This is a genomic window from Halomonas fontilapidosi (assembly GCF_014192285.1).
Lineage (GTDB): Bacteria > Pseudomonadota > Gammaproteobacteria > Pseudomonadales > Halomonadaceae > Halomonas > Halomonas fontilapidosi.
In genome coordinates, this window is the sequence record NZ_JACHXQ010000001.1 from 139,674 (window position 1) to 157,479 (window position 17,806).

Sequence of the window (17,806 nt, forward strand, 5' to 3'; positions counted from 1 at the left end):
CTCCATGGCACTTCTCGACGTAAACCAACTCGACGTGCGCTTCGCCCTTCGCCGCGGCGATGTCAAGGCGCTGCGCGATGTCAGCTTCAGCCTGGAGCGTGGCGAGCGCCTGGGGATCGTGGGCGAATCCGGCGCCGGCAAGTCGGTGGCGGCCTTCAGCCTGCTCAACCTGATCGCCAAGCCGGGCTATATCGCCGGTGGCAGCATCCATTTCGACGGCCGCGACCTGACCCAGATGAGCGACCGGGCACTGCGCCATGTGCGCGGCCACCGCATGTCGATGATCTTCCAGGATCCGATGATGACCCTGAACCCGGTGCTCTCGATCGGCGATCAGATGGTCGAATGCCTCAAGGCCCACCGGCGCATCTCGACTCGCGAGGCCAGGGCCATCGCGCTGCGCAAGCTGGAGCAGGTGCAGATCCCCTCTCCCTCGGCACGCCTGGACCAGTATCCCCACGAGCTCTCCGGCGGCATGCGCCAACGGGTGATCATCGCCATCGCGCTGCTGCTCGACCCCGACATCATCATCGCCGACGAGCCCACCACCGCGCTGGACGTGACCATCCAGGCCGAGATCATGGCGCTGCTGCTGGAGCTCTGCGAGAAGCACAACGTCGGCCTGATCCTGATCACCCACGACCTCGGCGTGGTCAGTCAGGTCACTCAGCGGATGCTGGTCATGTACGCCGGCCGGGTGATCGAACAGGGGCCGACCCGCGAGATCATCAACGACCCTCAGCACCCCTACACCCAGGGGCTGATCAACGCCTTGCCGCAGATGGCCACGCCGGGCAGTCGGCTGAACCAGATCCCCGGCAGCATGCCGTCGCTGGACAACCTGCCGAGCGGCTGCGCCTTCCACCCGCGCTGCGGCTTCGTCGAGCGTGCCGACGGCTCGACCCGCCGCGCCTGCATCGACGAGGTGCCCGACTTCGTCACCTCCGGCAACTGCCAGGCCGCCTGCCACATGGTCGCGGAGATGCTCGAACGTGAACGCATCCCGGCCGAGGAGATTCGCTGATGAGTGCCACCGCTCAAGCCTATAGCCAAGCCCAAGCCCCCGCTCCCGGCCAGGCCAGCGAGACGGCCAGTCCGTTGCTGGAGATCCGCGGCGTGGAGAAGCACTTCTCGCTCTCCGGGGATTTCCTCGAGCAGCTGAAGTTCAAGCGGGGGAAGATCGTCCGCGAACAGAAGTACGTGCACGCCATCAACGGCGTCGATCTGGATATTCAGCGCGGCGAAGCGCTCTGCGTGGTCGGTGAGTCCGGCTGTGGCAAGTCCACCGTGGCCCGCACCGTGATGGGCCTGCTGCATCCCAGTTCGGGTGAGATTCGCTACGACGGTCAACGTATCGACGATCTCTCGCACAAGGCGCTGATGCCCTATCGTCGCCGCATGCAGATGATCTTCCAGAACCCCTATGCCTCGCTCAATCCGCGCATGACCATCCAGCAGACGCTGGAGGAACCGATCCGCCTGCACCATCCGGACTGGTCGGCTCAGCGCGTCAAGCAGCAGGTCGCCGAGGTGATGGCCTCGGTGGGTATCGCCGCCGACTGGGGTGGCCGCTATGGCCACGAGTTCTCCGGTGGCCAGCGACAGCGTATTGCCATTGCGCGCGCGCTCGCCGTCGACCCGGAGTTCATCGTCGCCGACGAGCCGATCTCGGCGCTGGACGTGTCGATCCAGGCACAGGTGCTCAACCTGCTGATGGAGGCTCAGCAGCAGCGCAACCTGACCTACCTGTTCATCACCCACGACCTGGCGGTGGTCGAGCATTTCGGCACCCGGGTGGCGGTCATGTACCTGGGCCGGGTCTGCGAGGTGGCGCCGACGGCGACCCTCTTCGCCCGGCCGCGACACCCCTACACCCAGGCCCTGATGTCGGCAATCCCGCGCCTCGAGGACGACCGGCCGCAACACATCCGCCTGGAGGGCGAAGTGCCCACGCCGGTCAACCTGCCGTCGGGCTGCGTCTTCCACGGGCGCTGCCCGTATGCCAACGAGCGCTGTCGGCGAGAGATCCCGACGCTGATCGCCACCGATGACGGCGGGCAGGTGGCCTGCCACGCCGTCGAGGAAGGGCGCATCGCCTGAGGCCCGTCGCGGTATGGCACAATGCCGTGGCAACAAACGGACGCGGCACCCACGAGGATCGACATGGAACTGCGCTGGCTGGAAGACTTCATTGCCCTGTCCCGCACGCAGCATTTCTCGCGGGCGGCGGACGAGCAGAACGTCACCCAGCCGACCTTCTCGCGCCGCATCAAGCTGCTTGAGGAGGAGATGGGCACCACCCTGGTCAACCGCCAGACCCTGCCGCTCTCGCTGACGCCGGCCGGGGAGGAGTTCCTCGGCCTGTGCCAGGAAGTCACTCGTCGGGTGGCGGCCACCCGGCAGCGGCTGGCGCACCTGGCCGAGGAGCAGGCCGGTCAGCTGCGCCTGGCCGCGCCCCAGAGCCTGCTGGCGCATTTCCTGCCTGACTGGCTGGCCGACTGGCCTTCGCCGCCGCCGCTGACGCCCTACCTGCGCGCTACCGGCTGGCTTGCCAGCGATTTCTTCGAGGCGCTGGCCCGCGACGAATGCGACCTGGTGCTCTGCTACTGGCCGCAGGGTGCCGATCCCTTCATGCCGGAAACCGAGGGGCTCGTCCATCACTGTCTGGGCCACGAACGGATGATCCCCACCTCGCTGCCCGAGGCCGACGGTCGCCCTCGCTTCGCCTTGAAGGCCGGGGCGCGCTTCACCCTGCCGCTGATCGCCTATCATCCCCGCGGGCTGATCGACCTGGCCCTGCGCAGCCACCTGGAAGAAGTGCCCGGGACGCCAGGCTTTCGGGTGCTCCACGAGAGCATCCAGAGCGGCAACATCCGCGAGCTGGTCAGCCTCGGCTACGGCCTGGGCTGGCTGCCCGAACGCAGCATACGCGATGAGCTGGCCGCCGGTCGCCTGGTGCGAGCCGGCGATGCACGCTGGGAGGTCCCGCTGGAAATTCGCCTCTACCGCCGCCGCGACCCGGGCCCGGCTGCCCTGGAGGCGCTCTGGGCCTCCCTGCCCCGCCAGGCCGGCTCTCCCGCCCCCACGCCGACCCCTTCACCGGAGCCCCCATGACCCTGACCGACGCGCCCGCGACCCTCGACGCCCTGCAACAGCGCCACCTGGAGCGCCTGCAGCAGGCCTACGGCGACACACTCACACGCCTCGGCTTCGACGGCGTGCTGCTCTACAGCGGCCACCCCCGACGTCACTTCGCCGACGATCAGGAGGCGAGCTTTGCGGCCTTTGGCCACTTCATGCACTGGACCGGCCAGGCCGACCTGGCGCGCAGCTGGCTACTGATCCGCCCCGACCAGCGCCCGCGACTCAAGATCCACGCGCCGGACGACTTCTGGCACCTGCCGGCCCGGCTGCCCGACGAGGCCTGGGTGCAGGCCTTCGATATCGAGATGAGTCGCGACGACTCGCCGCCCGTGCTGCCGGCCGGGCGTTTCGCCGTGCTCGGCGAGGTGTCGGCGTCACTCGCCGACTCGCTGGGGGCGGCGTGCAACCCGGCGTCCCTGACGAGCGCCCTGGACGAGGGCCGCGTTCGCAAGAGTGACTACGAGATCACCTGCCTGCGCGGCGCCAACCGCCAGGCGATGGCCGGCCATGACGCGGCCCGACAGGCGTTCCTCGACGGAGGGGCCGAGCTCGATATCCAGCTCGCCTACCTGGGTGCCTCCCGTCAGCGCGAGACGGCCCTCCCGTACGCCAACATCGTCGGGCTCAATGCTCATGGCGGTATCTTGCACTACCAGCACTATGCCACCCGCCCGCCTGCCAGGCGGTGCAGCCTGCTGCTCGATGCCGGCCATCGCCACCGGGGCTACTGCGCCGATATCACCCGGACCTGGGCCGGCCCCGATGCCGACCCCGCCTTTGCGCCGCTGATCGAGGGGGTTAGCGCCCTGCAGCACGAGCTGATCGATGCCCTGGCGCCCGGCGTTGCCTATCCGACGCTCCATCGGCGCATGCATCAGGCCCTGGGAGAACTGCTCGTCGATCAGGGGCTACTTCACTGCTCGCCCGAGGCGGCCGTCGAGCAGGGCATGACCCGCGCCTTCTGTCCCCATGGCCTGGGCCACTCGCTGGGCCTGCAGGTGCATGACGTCGCCGGACGCGTGGACGGCCAGGGTCGGCCGCTGCCGCCGCCAGAGACGGACCCCGCCCTGCGCCTGACGCGAGAACTCGAGGCCGGCATGGTGGTCACCATGGAGCCGGGGCTCTATGTGATCCCCATGCTGCTGGCACCGCTCAAGGAGCGCGCGGCGGGCCGCGATATCGACTGGCCACGCGTCGAGCGACTCGCCGACCACGGCGGCATCCGCATCGAGGACAACGTGGCGATCACCGCCACCGGCCATGACAACCTGACGCCGCCGGAGTGACCGCCGATGGACGCGACCTGGCAAGTGGCCGATTTCCGCCCGCCCCCCGGGCTTTCCAACCGGCATGTCCAGACGCTGCTGCCCCGCTGCTTGCCGCGCCCTTCGGTCGCGGCCGACACCGAGATCCTCGAGCTGCCGGACGGCGATTTCGTCGAACTGGCCTGGTCGCACCCGTGTCCCGAGCGGGCCGATGCGCCCATCCTGGTGCTTTTCCACGGGCTCGAGGGCTCACTTGATTCGCCCTATGCGCGCCATCTGCTGCATACCGCTGGGGGTCTCGGCTGGCGCGCACTGCTGATGCACTTTCGGGGTTGCGGGGCCTCCCCCAATCGCCTGCCGCGGGCCTACCACAGCGGCGATACGGCGGATGCCTACTGGCTGATCGGCCAACTCGCCCACCGCTATCCGCGCGCCCTCAGGGTCGCCGCCGGCATCTCGCTGGGCGGCAACATGCTGGTCAAGCTGGTGGCGGAACAGGGTGGCGAGGGGCTCGCTCTCGACGCTGCCATCGTGGTCAGCGCGCCGCTGGACCTGTCGGCCTGCGCCGATACCCTTCGCCACGGCTTTGCCCGTGTCTACGAGCGCCACCTGCTCGGCTCGCTAAAGCGCAAGATGATCCCTCGCCTGGCCAGCGGCGAACTGCCCCTTTCTCTCACACCGCGAGACCTCGAGGCCCTGAGCAGCCTGCGGGATTACGACGAGGCCGTCACAGCGCCGCTGCACGGCTTCGCCGATGCGGAAGACTATTACCGTCGTGCCTCAGCCGGCCCGCTGCTGGGGCAGATCGAGCTGCCGATGCTCATCCTGCATGCCGATGACGACCCTTTCATGCCACCCGCCCTCTTCCAGCACTTCCCGGCTCCGCCGCCGTCCGTGCGCGTGGAAGTCGCTCGGCACGGCGGCCACGTCGGTTTCGTGGAGTGGCGGCAGGGGCGGCTCGGCAGTTGGCTGGCGCGGCGCGTCGGCCAACAACTGCAGGCGTGGCAAGCGACGATGTCGGCCCTGCACTCCACGCCAGGCTCGGTGAGCCATAAAAAAAGCGCGGGAGGTTAACCCAGGTTGGCAGACGCCGATGGCACCCTTGCCTAATATGCTTTTCAAACAGGGAGAGTCGGCTGTTATTCGGGACAATAACAATATCCTGCGCCATAAGAGGTGAAACCATCGTGAACACGCCAAGCGTCACCTATCTCAACAACCACTTCCTCCGGCAGACAGAGCGCCCGACCAGCGTCGTGACCATGATCGAGGACCTGCTGGCCTTGGCCGGTGGGCATGAACATAACGAATATCAGCGCTATTACTGGCTCTCCCTGCGCTTCTTGACCTACCACATCGGCATCAGCAAGCTTCTGCAAGCCTTGGCCGAGGAGAGCCAGCAGCGCATCCAGGCCCTGACCAAGGTTGCCGCCACGCTTCCGATCGCTCTGCCTCGGCTTGGTGAGCCAGTCGTGGGCCCATGGCCCGACCTGCATGGACAGGGCCATTTCTTCATCTATGACGATGCGATGGCCGCCCAGGAACTTAGTCGCGCCGAACTCGAGGAGTGGCGCTCGCGCCGCTTCTACGAGCGTCTGCAGGACTACAATGCCATCCCCGCTCTGGATGCCTGGCTGAATGAGTGCATTGGCCAGTGTCGGGCGCAGTTTCAGATTCTTCACGAAGCGCGATATCAATGTCCCGGCCTCACCCGGGTGAATGCGCATACGGCGTGATCGGCTTGTCACCCGGCCAACACGCAGGCAGCGCCATCAGGCCAGATACGCCTTGCTCAAACCAAGCGGCAAGGCGCCTGCCTGATGGCACCTCGTCATGGCAGGATGGATCTGCAACCTATACAGTGAAAAGACAGGATGCCTTGCTACCGCTCGGGTCCGATCTCAAGGAGTTTCATTATCACTACATCCCCCCCTTCTGCTAGCCAACACCTGCTTGCGCCCGCCAAGTGGGCATCTTGAGCCCCTTCCAGGCCTCTCTGGGCCGATACCTCGACCTGAGTGACCACGACCGCGCGCTGATGGCCAGTTTCGAGCAAGAGGCCAGACCGGCCGAGCGAAACCAACGGCTCTGGCGCCCACGCGACAAGGTGGGTGACCTTTATGTCCTGCACAGCGGCTGGGCCTGTACGACACGCAGCTCCAAGGATGGCGATCGGCAGATCATCGACCTGCTCCTGCCCGGTGAAATCATCGGCATCCAGGAGTTCACCTTCCTGCAACACAATACCGAAGCCAGCATGGTGACCCGGGGGCTGATTCAGCCATTTCCTCACGAAAACATCGTCGATATCGTTGCCGCCTCGACGCCTCTGGCGATTGCCCTGTTTGCCAAGATCAGCCGCCAGGAAGCCCTGCTGACCGAGCGGTTGCTCGTCACCCTTCACCGCAGCGCACGGTCGCAGGTGCTGCACTTCGTCATCGAAACCTTCCTGCGACTCCAGAAGGTGAAGAACGTCGATCTGGCATCCTTCGAGTTTCCCGTATCCCAGCGCCTGCTGGGAGACATTCTGGGGCTGTCACCGGTGCACATCAATCGAACGCTCAAGACGCTCGAGCAGGATAGCTTGCTGAAAAAATACCGCGACCATATCGAGGTCCATGACCCGGAGCGACTGTTCGAGGAAGCGGATTTCGATGATCAGTATCTGAGCGATGAAATGAATGGGTTGAGGACCCGACTGGCAAACATCTCGTCACCCTGATTCCAGCATGGCGACAGGGCCCTATCGGTAGGCCCTCTCCCCGCCCCAGGCAAGACGGCTCGCCTGGGCACTCACCCGACCGGGCAGCTGACGCCGGTGCCCTTCAACCCACAGTAGCCGCCGGGGTTCTTGGCCAGGTACTGCTGGTGGTACTCCTCCGCATAATAGAAGGCCTCGAGGGGCTCGATCTCGGTGGTCACGGGGCCCTTGCCGCTGCGCGACAGCGCCTCGCCGTAGGCCTCGCGACTGCGCTCGGCCACCTCGCGCTGGTGCGACGTGGTGGTAAGGATGATCGAGCGATACTGGCTGCCGATGTCATTGCCCTGACGGTTGCCCTGGGTCGGATCGTGCGACTCCCAGAACACCCGCAGCAGGGTTTCAAGGTCGATCTGGCCGGGGTCGAAGACCACCCGCACCACCTCGGCGTGGCCGGTTCGACCGCTGCAGGTTTCTTGGTAGGTGGGATTCGGCGTCACGCCGCCAGCGTAACCCACTGCGGTGACGTGCACCCCCGGCAGCTCCCAGAAGAGCCGCTCGGCCCCCCAGAAGCATCCCAGCCCGAACACGATCTCTTCCATGCCCTCGGGCCAGGGAGGCTGCATGGCGTGGCCGTTGACCAGGTGAGTCCCGCTGATCGAGATCGGGGTGTCGCGCCCCTCGGGCGCATGGTCTGGATGCAGTGGCATGTGACGTACTCCATTGGCTGCAAGAAAATTCGAGGTGCCACGCTTGGGCGTGCGCGTCACGGGTCCGGCGGATCACCCGGCAGGCTGAAACGATAGACCAGATCGACGGCCTGTGACGCCCCCGAGACCGCCTCGAGATAAAGGTTGCGCCACAGCTGATAGCGCAGGGTGAGTTCGGCGATCGGCGAGAAGACCCCGACCCCGTAACCGATACTCAGGCGATCGGTGAGGTTGCCGGAGACCACCACCTGGCTCTCCTCGCCGGCGCCTGCCGTCTCGACGCTCAGGTCGTCGATGCCGAAGGCCTCGCCGATGGCGCCCACGGCGCCGCCGGTCTGGCCCAGCGTCACGCCGATCAGCGCCGATGTCAGGGCCCCATCCGCGCCACCGCTGCTGTCCGGGGCACGGCCGCGCAGCAGGTAGGAGAGCGCACTGGCCTCCTCCATGGCAGGCTCGGAGAAGATCTCCAGGCTTGGCGAATCGGCCGAGCCGCTGACGCGCAGGCCGGCGACCACGTCGTCCTGCGTCACTCGAGGGTTGCGTATCGCCTCGAAGTCGAGCAGCGGCTGCCCCGGGGGACCACTGAAGAAGATGATCCCCTCACGGATCAGCAGGTCCTGACCGAACGCCTTGAAGCGGCCGTCGACCAGGCTGACGTCGCCGAACAGCTGAAGTGGCCCGTTCTGCTGGCGGACCTCGAGATTGCCAGCAAGGCCCGACTCCAGCCCGTAGGCCGCCAGCTGCATGTCCGGCCCTAGCGAGAGGGTGATCAGGATATCGATGGCCATGCCGGCCTCGGCCATGGCCTCGGCGGTCGATTCGCCGGGCCTGTCACCCGTCTCGGCGGCGGCCTGCGCGTCAGCTTCCGCGGCCGCGGCCCGACGGTCCTGCTCCTCGGTGATGATCATCTCATCCGGGCTCGGGGCCATGGCCGATTCGGGCACCTCCCCCACCTCGAGGCGGGCCCAGGGGATTTCGACCCTGCCGCGGACCCGCAGCCGTTCCGGCGTGGCGCGGATCCGTAGATCTGGCGCCAGGCGCAGGCGCCCGAACTCGGGCAGCACCGCCAGCAGGGGATCATTGACCGCCTGCAGGTCGAGGGCGGCTTGCCAGCTGTCGCCTTCTGGCCAGCGCGCATTGCCGCCGATCTCCAGTCGGCCCTCGTCGACGGCCAGGAAGCCGTCGATATCGGCCCGGTCGCCGGCCAGTTCCACGACCAGCTCGCCGTCGCGAACCTCCAGGGGCAGGTCCAGGCCACCGGCCTTGAGCCCCGCCAGGGCAAGCCGGCCGTCCAGTCGAGGCGTCTCGCGGGTGCCGCCGATGCGAATATCACCCTCGAGCCCTCCGGCCAGGGTCTCCAGCCCTGCGGCCAGCGGGCGATAAGGCGCCAGGCGCAGATCGTCGATGCGCAATCGGCCATCGAGCCTGCCCTGCCCCAGCGGCTCGTCGATGCCCAGGGCGAGACGCACCTCGCCGCTCTCGGCCAATCCCAGCACCACGGCGAGGTCCGCTCGCGCCTGCGTGGCATTCACCTCGAGGCCCAGGCGAGTGCCGGGGACCGACCAGGGACGGCCATAGGCGTCTTCGCCGGTGACCTCGGCGCGACTGTCGAGGTCGGCGTCCAATTGCCAGCGCGCCCCGCCGGCGGACCAGCCTGCCTCGAGGGTACCGCCGCTCTCGCCGCTGATGCGCCATCCCGGCGGCATGGCGGCATCGGCCAGGTCCATGGGCAGGCTGCGGATCTCGAGTGCCGCCCGGCCGGCCTCGGCCGAGGCGTCCAACGTCTCGGTCAGACACACCTCGCCGCCCTGTCGGCGGGCCAGGCAGAACGGCGACACCCGCGCCGACCCGGCGGGCAGGTTGGCCTCGAAGGTCAGCGCCTCGGCGAGGCGGATATCGCCGAACTCGGTGTCGACCTCCAGCGGTGACAGGGCGCCGCGATAGCGTTCACGGGCACCGTCAAGACCGCCCTCCAGCGCCAGGACCAGCCGCGACAGCGGCAGCTGGTCGCCGCCCTCGGCGGCCAGGCGCAGGACGTGTTCCGACAGGCGCCCGTCAAGGTCCAGGGTCAGGGACTCGAGGCGCTGCCCGCCGGCATCGAGACGGCTGACCTCCAGGGCCAGCGCCAGGTCGGGGTCCTCCAGGCCGGCGACCCGTGCCGTCAGATCGAGGGCTTCCACGCCATTATCGGCAAAGGCCAGGGAGCGGCCGGTCAGCGCGAGATCGAGCGCTGGTGCCTCCAGGCTGCCGCTCGTGCTGAAGCGCCCTGCCAGGGTGCCGTCGAGATCGGGATAGAGCGTGTTCAGTGCCGGCATGTCCAACTCGCCGGCCAGGTCCAGGGTCTCGGGCGTGACTCGCCCGGCCATGCTGACCCGGTTGGCGCCCTGCCGGAAGTCGAGCGTATCGATCGCCCAGCGCATCTCGCTGTTGCCGGCGAGAGCGGCCTCTAGGCTCAGCGGCCGGTCATCCAGCACGCCCTGAATGTCCAGCCCCGGCACCTCGAGCCGCCAGCCCGCATCGTCCTGGATGAAGGCCAGCTCGGCGCCGCCGCCCAGGCGCCCGTCGAGTCCCTCGACGAAACGACCGGGATTCAGGTTGTCCAGTGACAGCGTGGCCTCGACCTCGAGGCCATCGCGCCAGGCGGCCTGGCCGCGGCTGACCAGCACGGCCTGCTGATGGTTGACCGTCAGTGGCGCCCAGCGGAAGTGCTCCAGGTCACCGCTACCGTTGATCAGCAGGTCGGTGGTTGGCAGATCGGGGCCGCGGGCCGTGAGCGACACCCGGCTGCGATAGTCGACCAGACTGCCCTCCAGGTGCACGGCCAGGGCCTCGACCTGCCATGGCTCGGCGGGCGTATCGTTCGCCTCACCTCCGCCCTCGGCTTCCGCCGCGCTCCTCGTTTCGTCCGCCTGTGCGCTTTCTCGCCCTGTCTCGGCCAGCGCGTCTGCCGCCTCGTTGGCCGGTGTCTGTTCGGCCCCGGGCAACGGCCACTGGAGCGCATCGCTCTGGAGTGAGGCCGTGAAGGGCAGGGTCGGGTCGAGCGCGTCGAGTCGCGCCACCAGATGAGCCTCGACCGGGCCCTGAGTGAGCAGGTCGACCTCGAGATCGGCCAGGCTGCCGGCAAGCGCGAGCTCGATGCGCTCCCCCGCCAACGCCGGCATTCGCTCCGGCAGGTAGAGATCGGCAGCCAGCCGGGCCTCGAGAGGATAGTCGTCACGCAGCGTCACTCGCGCCATCAGCTCGGCATCCGCATCGCGGCTGGCGACTGACAGAGTCTCGATCTCGACCGTCTGCTGCCGAGCGCTGAGCCGCAGCAGCAGCTGCGCCACGCCGTACTCGACCGCGCCATCGATCGCGAAATCCTCGATGACCAGTTCCGGCACTTCCACGGACACGGGCAGCGTCACCTCGGGGAGCTCACGACGCGGCTGTTCGTCGAGCGGCAGGTCGGCAAGCCCTTCCGGCTCGGCGGCAGGCGGGGTCGGCAGCGGCGAGCGCACGGCGATGGCCGCATCGATGGCCGAAGCCGACAGCTGAACACCTGGTTGATCGGCGTCGCTCAGCGCCAGGCGCGCACCCGCCGTCAGCGGCAGGGTCAACCGCGTACCGGCCAGCCGGGTGGGCAGCAAGGTGATCGTACTCTCCTCGGCCCGAACACCGGTGGTGAAGGACGCCCAGCTGAGCCGTGTCCCGTCGGCGAGCTGCAGGTTGACGTCGGTCAGCGACAGCTCGCGCAGCTCCACCGGGAACGGCAGGCGGATCTCCTCGAGGGGCGCGCCGTCTTCCTGCTCCGCTGCTGCCTGCGGCGCGGGGTCGGCGTCTGCCAAGCGGATATCGGCCCCTTCAACGGCCAAGCGGTCGAGACACAGCCGACCCTGGAGGACACACTCCTCGGACCAGGCCAGTTCGAAACGGGTCAAGGCGATGCGCGCCGGGCCGGCGTCCAGGCGAAGGTCATGCAGTACCAGGCGATCCAGGGGCGCTCCCTCCACGGCGCCCAGCTCGTAGAACCCCCGCTTGGCCCCCTGCTCAAGCAGTACGCCGGTGCCCCAGGGCGAGAGCGCCAGGCCCAGTACCAGCAATACCAGGCCCAGTAGCCACAGCGGCAGGACGATCAGCAGTCGGGCCAGGGCCCAGGTCAATGCACGGGTTCTCAATAGGGGACTCTCAGAATTCGGGACCGATGGCGAAGTGGATGCGGAAGGCATCCTCCACGTCGAAGGGGTGGGCAATATCGAGGCGAATCGGGCCGACGGGAGAGATCCAGCGCACGCCGAGGCCGGCGCCGGTATTCAGGTCGCCCGGGCTCCAGTCGCTGAAGGCATCGCCGGTGTCGACGAAGCTTGCCAGCCACCACTTGCCGGTGATGCGGCGCTGGGCCTCCAGACTGGCGGTAAACAGCTGCTCGCCGCCCACCAGCCGGCCCTCGTCGTTCTCGGGGGCAAGGCTCTCGAAGGCGTAGCCGCGCACGCTGCGATCGCCGCCGGTGAAGAAACGCAGCGAGGGCGGCACATCCGCGAAGTCGCTGGTCGTGATGCTGCCGATACCGACCCGGCCGACGAAACGGTTATCGTCGCCAAGCATGCGAATCCATTCGCTGTCGCCGGTCAGACGCAGGAACTCGGCAGCCGAGCCCCACCAGTCGCTGGAATACTCCACGGAAAAGCGCTGGCGGTCGCCCCAGGTGGGAAAGGTAGGATTGCGGGTGCGGGTGCGCGACCAGCTGATACCCGGATAGAGCAGCACGACCTGGTTGGAGACGCCGGCCTGGGTAAAGTCCTCGTAGGTGCCGCGCAGATAGAGGGTCTGTTGCCAGTCATTGTCGAACGTCCAGCGACGGGCCGCCTCCACCGTGCTCTCGAGCGTCCGGGTGTCCTCGTTATCCTTGTTGCGCAGGCCGTACTGGAAGCGATAGCTATCACGCAAGGGGTCCGCCAGCGGCACGGTATAGACACCGGTAATCCGCTGTTCCGGCCCCGAGAGGTAGAGGTCGTGATTCAGGCCGTGGCCATAGCGGTTGATCCACGGCTGGTGCCAGGCGAGATGCAGCCGCGGCCCGACGTCGGTGGCATAGCCGACCCCGACCTCGAACTGGTGGCGGTCGGCGGGGGTCACGGTCACGTCGATCGGCACGTCGGGAGCCACGGGGCGCTGCAGGTCGGCGGCGGCTACCAGCGCCTCGGCGGCGATGCGCGGTTCGCGCTCGACGGGCGTCAGGCCCTCGACATCCAGTGACTGCCACCAGCCCGACGCGGCGTCCGGCAAGGCGAGTCGGGCCAGCTCGCGATTGAGGCGCGGGCGCACGTTCACCGAGGCAAACCACTCGGTCTGTCCCAGGCGCTGGTTGAAGCGGGCGACCTCACTCGCCAGATACGGTTCTCCGCTGGCGAAGGGCGCCAGGGCCTCCAGCCGCGAGGCCTCGATATGCTCGCCCTGGAAGGTCACGTCACCGAAACGGTGACGCCTGCCGCTGTCCATTGCCAGGTAGAGCCGCGCGCTGTTGGCGTAGGGCCTGACCTCCATGCGGCGATCGGCAAAGCGCCAATCGAAATAGCCACGCTCCAGGGCGAGGTTCGCCAGCCGACTGCGCAGGCTGTCGAAGGGCGCGTGCCGCAGGCGATCCCCTTCGGACAGCGGAAAGTCCTCGATGGCCTCGCGAAAGGGGGCGTCGTCGGCGGCGTCGCCGGTCACGGAAAGCGACAGGACCTCGATGCGCACCGGCTCGCCGGGGCTGATCGACAGCGTGACACTGGACGGCGCCTCGGGATCATCGAAGCGCGGCTCGATCGTCGGCGAGTAGTAGCCGAAGACCCGCAACGCTTCACTGCTGCGGCGCAGCACCTCGCTTTCCAGACGCGCCGGGCTGTACTGCTCGGCTTCCAGCCCATCGAGATAGAGGCGAACATTGTTCGCCAGCGGGTCCTCGATGCCCTCGATAGTGGCTTCCAGGGCCAGGGCATTGGGCACCAGGCCCAGGCAGAATGCCGCCGTACCCAGGCGTGTGAACACACGATTATCCATCGATAGCGTTTCCTGACTGGCGACATGTCACTGGCGCAGGACCTCGAGCTGGGCACTCATGGCGAGCTGCGCCTGGCGCAGCTCACGCAGCCCGGACTCGACCTCTCGCAGCCGATTGCCCAGCGACTCTATTCGTTGCTGCTCATCATCGCGTGATACCTCCAGGGCTTCAACGTCCGCCTGCAACGCCGACAGCTGCTCTTCCAGCGCGGTCCCTTGCGACTGCAGCGCCTCACCTTGGTCATCAAGGCGCTGTTCCAGTTCCGTCAGCGCCGTGTCCAGGATTTCGCGACGTTGGCTCTCTGCCTCGCGGGCCGCCTCAAGGGCCGCCAGGCGTTCGCGCAGCGCGGCGCGCCCTTGCTGACCTGCCCGCTCCAGTGAATCCAGCGAGTTGCGGGTCGCATCGACAATCGCCGCCAGATTGTCGTCCTCATCCGCCAGGCTGGCCAGGCGGGACTCCAGGGCTTCAATCGCCTCCTCCAGTGGGGCCAGCCGCTGCTCACGCTGTGTCTCGAGCGTGGCCAGACGCTGGTCGATGACCGCGTCGAGCTCGGCCTCCAGATTGGCCAGTTCATCCAGACGCGACTGCAAGGTGGCGAAGGCCTCCCCCTGGCCCTCATTCGCATCGAAGCGGGCATGCACGTTGGAAAGCTCACCGCTGACTCGGGCGAGCTCGGCCTGCAATCGTGCACGCTCTTGCCAACCGGCCCAGGCGAGCGCGGCGCCGGCCGCAAGGAGCAGCACCACCAGCAGCCACAGCGGCCATAACCGCGGCGGTGGAGGCTGACGCCAGCGGGGCGCCGACAGGCTGGCATCCGGGTCCGGTACGATCGGCCGGCTATACCGGGGGGCATCCGGGCGCTCTGCCATGATGGGCTCCTTACTCAGTAAAACGGGGGTGGCCGGTGGTGCCGGCCGTGGCGCGCTCGATTGGCGCCCCTCAAGCCGACTGCTATGATGCCGCCACAGCACCGGCACATCATCCTGATAGTGTAAGGTTTTTTGTCATCGGAAAGCACGGGGCGCGTCAACCTCAGGCGACGGGCCGGGTAACCGTACGTTCCGATGGCATACCGTGGTTTGCTGTATGGACACCGTTGACGACCAGGGAGAGACTGGATGGCATTCGAACTGCCCGCACTGCCTTACGAGAAGAACGCGCTGGAACCGCATATCTCCGCCGAGACCCTCGAGTATCATTACGGCAAGCACCACCAGACCTATGTGAACAAGCTCAACGAGCTGATCGACGGCACCGCTGACGCCGACAAGTCCCTCGAGGAGATCATCGAATCCTCCTCAGGCGGCCTGTTCAATCAGGCCGCCCAGGTCTGGAATCACACCTTCTACTGGCACTGCCTGTCACCCCAGGGTGGCGGTGAGCCGAGCGGCGCGCTGGCCGAGGCCATCAATGCCAAGTTTGGCTCCTTCGACAAATTCAAGGAGACCTTCAACGCCCAGGCCGCAGGCAACTTCGGTTCCGGCTGGACCTGGCTAATCAAGACCGATGACGGCGTCGACATCGTCAACACCAGCAACGCCGATACGCCCATCGCTCATGGCCAGACCCCGTTGCTGACCATCGATGTGTGGGAACACGCCTACTACATCGATTACCGCAATGCGCGTCCCAAGTACCTCGAGAACGTCTGGAACGTGCTCAACTGGGATTTTGTCGCCCAGAACTTCAGCTGATCGCCCGGCGCCTGGCGCCGGCCCGCTGAACGCAAGCGTCCCCGCCCATCGGCGGGGACGCTTGTGTGAGCTAGGGGTCGGCACGGCGCCCGATGCCCCGGTAGTGCATCCCGCAGGCAGCGACATGGGCGGGGTCATAGATATTGCGCCCGTCGAGCAGCAGCTTCTCGCCGAGCCGCTCGGCCAGCCGCGGCCAGTCGGGGTTCCAGTACGCCTTCCACTCGGTGACCAGCATCAGTGCCTCGGCGCCCTGGCAGGCCTCCAGGGGATCGTCGCGAAACACCTCGAGCAGGGGGTGTTCTCCCACCTCGGCCAGCACGGCCGGAATCGCCGCGGGATCATGCAGCCGAACCCGCACGCCCTGGGCCCATAGCGCCCGCAGCAGCGTGAGCACCGGGGCCTGGTCGATACGCGCCGTTCCAGGCTTGAAGGCCGCCCCCCAGATCGCCACGCAACGACCTTCCAGGCGACCGTGGAAATGCGCCCAGAGCTTGCGGAAAAGCGTCTCCTTCTTGTGCTCGTTGATATCGAGTACCTGGTCGAGCAGCGCCGAGTGGCGCCCGCTCGCCGACTGCACGTCGGCCAGCCGCATCAGGTCGCGGGAGAAGTTGGGGCCGCCGAAGCCACAGCCGGGGTAGAGATACTCGTAGCCAATCCGCGAGTCGGCGCCCATCCCCTGGCGAACATGCTCCACGTCGACGCCCAGGCTGTCGGCCAGGCCGGCGATATCGTTCATGTAGCTGATGCGCGTGGCGAGCATGCCGTTGATAGCCAGTTTGGTGAGCTCCGCGGCACGCCGTGGCATGCGCTGGAACACCTCGCGACGACGATTGAAGGCGCGCAGCAGTTCGCGCACCTGCCGCTCCGCCGCATCGTCGTCGCAGCCCAGCAGCCAGCGCGAGGGTCGGGTGAAGGTATCCCAGGCGCGTCCCTCCTCGAGCAGGTCGGCCAGGGCCACTGCCTGGCAGCCGTCGAGGCGCGACTCCAACTGCTCGGTCTCCCCCACCGGGAAAGTGGAATTGTTGACCAATACCGCCCCGGGGCAGAGGCCTGCCATCAGACGCTCGGCGCTGTCGGCCGCGCTCTGTCGCTGGTCCGGGGAAACGGCAAGCCAGAGCACGTCGAAGAGTCCACCATCGACAGCGTCCCGCTCATCGGCCACGACGTGCAGGCTGCCCTGGCCCAGCCCCTCTTCAAGCCGTTCCATCAATGCAGGCTCGCTGGTCAACCAGCCGCTGGTGGAAAGCGCCGACCAGCCGGCCGAGGCGTGGGGCAGCCAGGTCACCCGGTGGCCGACCCAGGAGAGTGCTGCCGCGGCGGTGGCAGCGGCCAGTTCGCTGCCGTGGATCAGGACCCGCATGGGCATCACTCCTCTCCGGCGTAGCGCGTCAGCAGCTCGCGGAACCCTTCGCCGTAACGCGCGTGGCGGCGTCCATAGGCGAGGATCGCCTCCAAGTAGCCCAGCTGATGGCCGCAGTCGTAGGTCTTGCCCCGCATCCGCCAGGCGTCCACGCCCTCCTCGCGACGCAGGGTCTCGATGGCGTCGGTGAGCTGGATCTCATTGCCGGCTCCCGGCGGGGTATTGGCGAGCAGCGCAAAGATCCGGCCCGGCAACACATAGCGGCCGATCACCGCCAGGTTGGAGGGCGCCTCATCGACGGGCGGCTTCTCCACCACGCCGGCGATCGGGCGCGATTCGCCAGGTCCGGGGAGCTCACCGCCGGTGTCGACGATGCCGTACTTGTGGACCATGTCATGGGGCACCTCCTCGACCATCAGCTGGCTGTGATGGCTGGCCTCGAAGGAGGCAATCATGCCGGCCAGATCGTTGCGCGCGAGACCCTCGTCGTCGACCAGCACGTCGGGCAGCAACACCGCGAAGGGCGCGTCGTCGCCCACCACCGGACGCGCGCAGAGCACAGCATGGCCCAGGCCCAGCGGCTCGGGCTGGCGCACGCTGATGATATTGACGTCGGCGGGCACGATGGAGCGAAGCTCCTCCAGCAGCTGCGTCTTGCCCTTGGCCTCAAGACTCGCCTCGAGCTCGAAATGCTTGTCGAAGTGGTTCTCGATGGCACTCTTGGTGCCATGGGTGACCAGCACGATGTCGCGAATACCGGCGGCCACGGCCTCCTGGACCACATACTGGATCACCGGTCGGTCGACGATGGTGATCATCTCCTTGGGAATGGCCTTGGAGGCCGGGAGACAGCGGGTGCCGAAGCCGGCGACGGGAAGAACGGCCTTGTTGATCATGGTGCGGTCCCTGTCAC

Annotated in this window: 14 protein-coding genes; 8 read left to right on the plus strand and 6 right to left on the minus strand. The window is 67.4% G+C overall.

Annotation, left to right across the window (positions count from 1 at the left end; all coding sequences use genetic code 11):
* The first annotated feature begins 4 nt into the window (after positions 1-4).
* The 7 genes from FHR95_RS00690 (at position 5) to FHR95_RS00720 (ending at position 7,131) form a co-directional block, all read left to right on the plus strand.
* On the plus strand, positions 5-1,024 hold the full coding sequence (locus tag FHR95_RS00690) for an ABC transporter ATP-binding protein (RefSeq protein ID WP_040186752.1): 1,020 nt from the start codon (positions 5-7) through the stop codon (positions 1,022-1,024).
* Positions 1,024-2,100: an ABC transporter ATP-binding protein gene (locus FHR95_RS00695; protein WP_040186749.1), complete on the plus strand. Its 1,077-nt coding sequence runs from the start codon at positions 1,024-1,026 to the stop codon at positions 2,098-2,100. Before FHR95_RS00690 ends, FHR95_RS00695 begins: the two co-directional genes overlap by 1 nt.
* 63 nt (positions 2,101-2,163) lie before the next feature.
* Complete coding sequence (locus FHR95_RS00700) at positions 2,164-3,114, plus strand: LysR family transcriptional regulator (protein ID WP_183312989.1); 951 nt, start codon at positions 2,164-2,166, stop codon at positions 3,112-3,114.
* Positions 3,111-4,430 (plus strand): Xaa-Pro dipeptidase, encoded by a 1,320-nt coding sequence (gene pepQ, locus FHR95_RS00705; protein WP_183312990.1) that lies wholly within the window; start codon positions 3,111-3,113, stop codon positions 4,428-4,430. The genes FHR95_RS00700 and pepQ overlap by 4 nt, the downstream gene beginning before the upstream one ends.
* Before the next feature lie 6 nt (positions 4,431-4,436).
* The gene (locus tag FHR95_RS00710) at positions 4,437-5,483 is read left to right on the plus strand and encodes a hydrolase (RefSeq protein ID WP_183312991.1); all 1,047 of its coding nucleotides are present in this window, start codon (positions 4,437-4,439) and stop codon (positions 5,481-5,483) included.
* Between the two features lie 113 nt (positions 5,484-5,596).
* Positions 5,597-6,145 carry a hypothetical protein gene (locus FHR95_RS00715; protein ID WP_183312992.1) on the plus strand — a complete coding sequence of 183 codons (549 nt, stop codon included), beginning with the start codon at positions 5,597-5,599 and terminating at the stop codon, positions 6,143-6,145.
* Between the two features lie 302 nt (positions 6,146-6,447).
* The gene (locus tag FHR95_RS00720; protein WP_183312993.1) at positions 6,448-7,131 is read left to right on the plus strand and encodes a Crp/Fnr family transcriptional regulator; all 684 of its coding nucleotides are present in this window, start codon (positions 6,448-6,450) and stop codon (positions 7,129-7,131) included.
* Positions 7,132-7,202: 71 nt separating this feature from the next.
* Here FHR95_RS00720 and msrA read toward each other — a convergent pair whose 3' ends face one another.
* The 4 genes from msrA to FHR95_RS00740 are packed head-to-tail and all read right to left on the minus strand — an operon-like array spanning position 7,203 to position 14,708.
* On the minus strand, positions 7,203-7,817 hold the full coding sequence (msrA, locus tag FHR95_RS00725; protein WP_183312994.1) for a peptide-methionine (S)-S-oxide reductase MsrA: 615 nt from the start codon (positions 7,815-7,817) through the stop codon (positions 7,203-7,205).
* Between the two features lie 56 nt (positions 7,818-7,873).
* On the minus strand, positions 7,874-11,974 hold the full coding sequence (tamB, locus tag FHR95_RS00730) for an autotransporter assembly complex protein TamB (protein WP_343065148.1): 4,101 nt from the start codon (positions 11,972-11,974) through the stop codon (positions 7,874-7,876).
* A 10-nt stretch (positions 11,975-11,984) separates the two neighbouring features.
* A complete protein-coding gene (tamA, locus tag FHR95_RS00735) occupies positions 11,985-13,838 on the minus strand; it encodes an autotransporter assembly complex protein TamA (protein ID WP_183312996.1) in 1,854 nt (617 codons plus the stop codon).
* A gap of 27 nt (positions 13,839-13,865) precedes the next feature.
* Positions 13,866-14,708, minus strand: a complete 843-nt coding sequence (locus tag FHR95_RS00740) for a hypothetical protein (RefSeq protein ID WP_183312997.1) — start codon at positions 14,706-14,708, stop codon at positions 13,866-13,868.
* A gap of 249 nt (positions 14,709-14,957) precedes the next feature.
* On the opposite strand from FHR95_RS00740, the gene FHR95_RS00745 reads away from it, so the two are divergent.
* Positions 14,958-15,533 carry a superoxide dismutase gene (locus tag FHR95_RS00745; RefSeq protein ID WP_040186737.1) on the plus strand — a complete coding sequence of 192 codons (576 nt, stop codon included), beginning with the start codon at positions 14,958-14,960 and terminating at the stop codon, positions 15,531-15,533.
* A gap of 70 nt (positions 15,534-15,603) precedes the next feature.
* Here FHR95_RS00745 and FHR95_RS00750 read toward each other — a convergent pair whose 3' ends face one another.
* On the minus strand, positions 15,604-16,893 hold the full coding sequence (locus FHR95_RS00750; protein ID WP_183312998.1) for a nucleotide sugar dehydrogenase: 1,290 nt from the start codon (positions 16,891-16,893) through the stop codon (positions 15,604-15,606).
* Positions 16,894-16,898: 5 nt separating this feature from the next.
* On the minus strand, positions 16,899-17,789 hold the full coding sequence (gene galU / locus FHR95_RS00755) for a UTP--glucose-1-phosphate uridylyltransferase GalU (RefSeq protein ID WP_040186734.1): 891 nt from the start codon (positions 17,787-17,789) through the stop codon (positions 16,899-16,901).
* Between the last annotated feature and the right edge of the window lie 17 nt (positions 17,790-17,806).

Coding starts and splice junctions, on each gene's coding strand:
- FHR95_RS00695 (WP_040186749.1), top strand. CDS start 1,024: ATGAGTGCCACCGCTCAAGCCTATAGCCAAGCCCAAGCCCCCGCTCCC.
- tamA (WP_183312996.1), bottom strand. CDS start 13,838: ATGGATAATCGTGTGTTCACACGCCTGGGTACGGCGGCATTCTGCCTG.
- FHR95_RS00720 (WP_183312993.1), top strand. CDS start 6,448: ATGGCCAGTTTCGAGCAAGAGGCCAGACCGGCCGAGCGAAACCAACGG.
- galU (WP_040186734.1), bottom strand. CDS start 17,789: ATGATCAACAAGGCCGTTCTTCCCGTCGCCGGCTTCGGCACCCGCTGT.
- FHR95_RS00700 (WP_183312989.1), top strand. CDS start 2,164: ATGGAACTGCGCTGGCTGGAAGACTTCATTGCCCTGTCCCGCACGCAG.
- FHR95_RS00710 (WP_183312991.1), top strand. CDS start 4,437: ATGGACGCGACCTGGCAAGTGGCCGATTTCCGCCCGCCCCCCGGGCTT.
- msrA (WP_183312994.1), bottom strand. CDS start 7,817: ATGCCACTGCATCCAGACCATGCGCCCGAGGGGCGCGACACCCCGATC.
- FHR95_RS00690 (WP_040186752.1), top strand. CDS start 5: ATGGCACTTCTCGACGTAAACCAACTCGACGTGCGCTTCGCCCTTCGC.
- FHR95_RS00740 (WP_183312997.1), bottom strand. CDS start 14,708: ATGGCAGAGCGCCCGGATGCCCCCCGGTATAGCCGGCCGATCGTACCG.
- pepQ (WP_183312990.1), top strand. CDS start 3,111: ATGACCCTGACCGACGCGCCCGCGACCCTCGACGCCCTGCAACAGCGC.
- FHR95_RS00750 (WP_183312998.1), bottom strand. CDS start 16,893: ATGCGGGTCCTGATCCACGGCAGCGAACTGGCCGCTGCCACCGCCGCG.
- FHR95_RS00745 (WP_040186737.1), top strand. CDS start 14,958: ATGGCATTCGAACTGCCCGCACTGCCTTACGAGAAGAACGCGCTGGAA.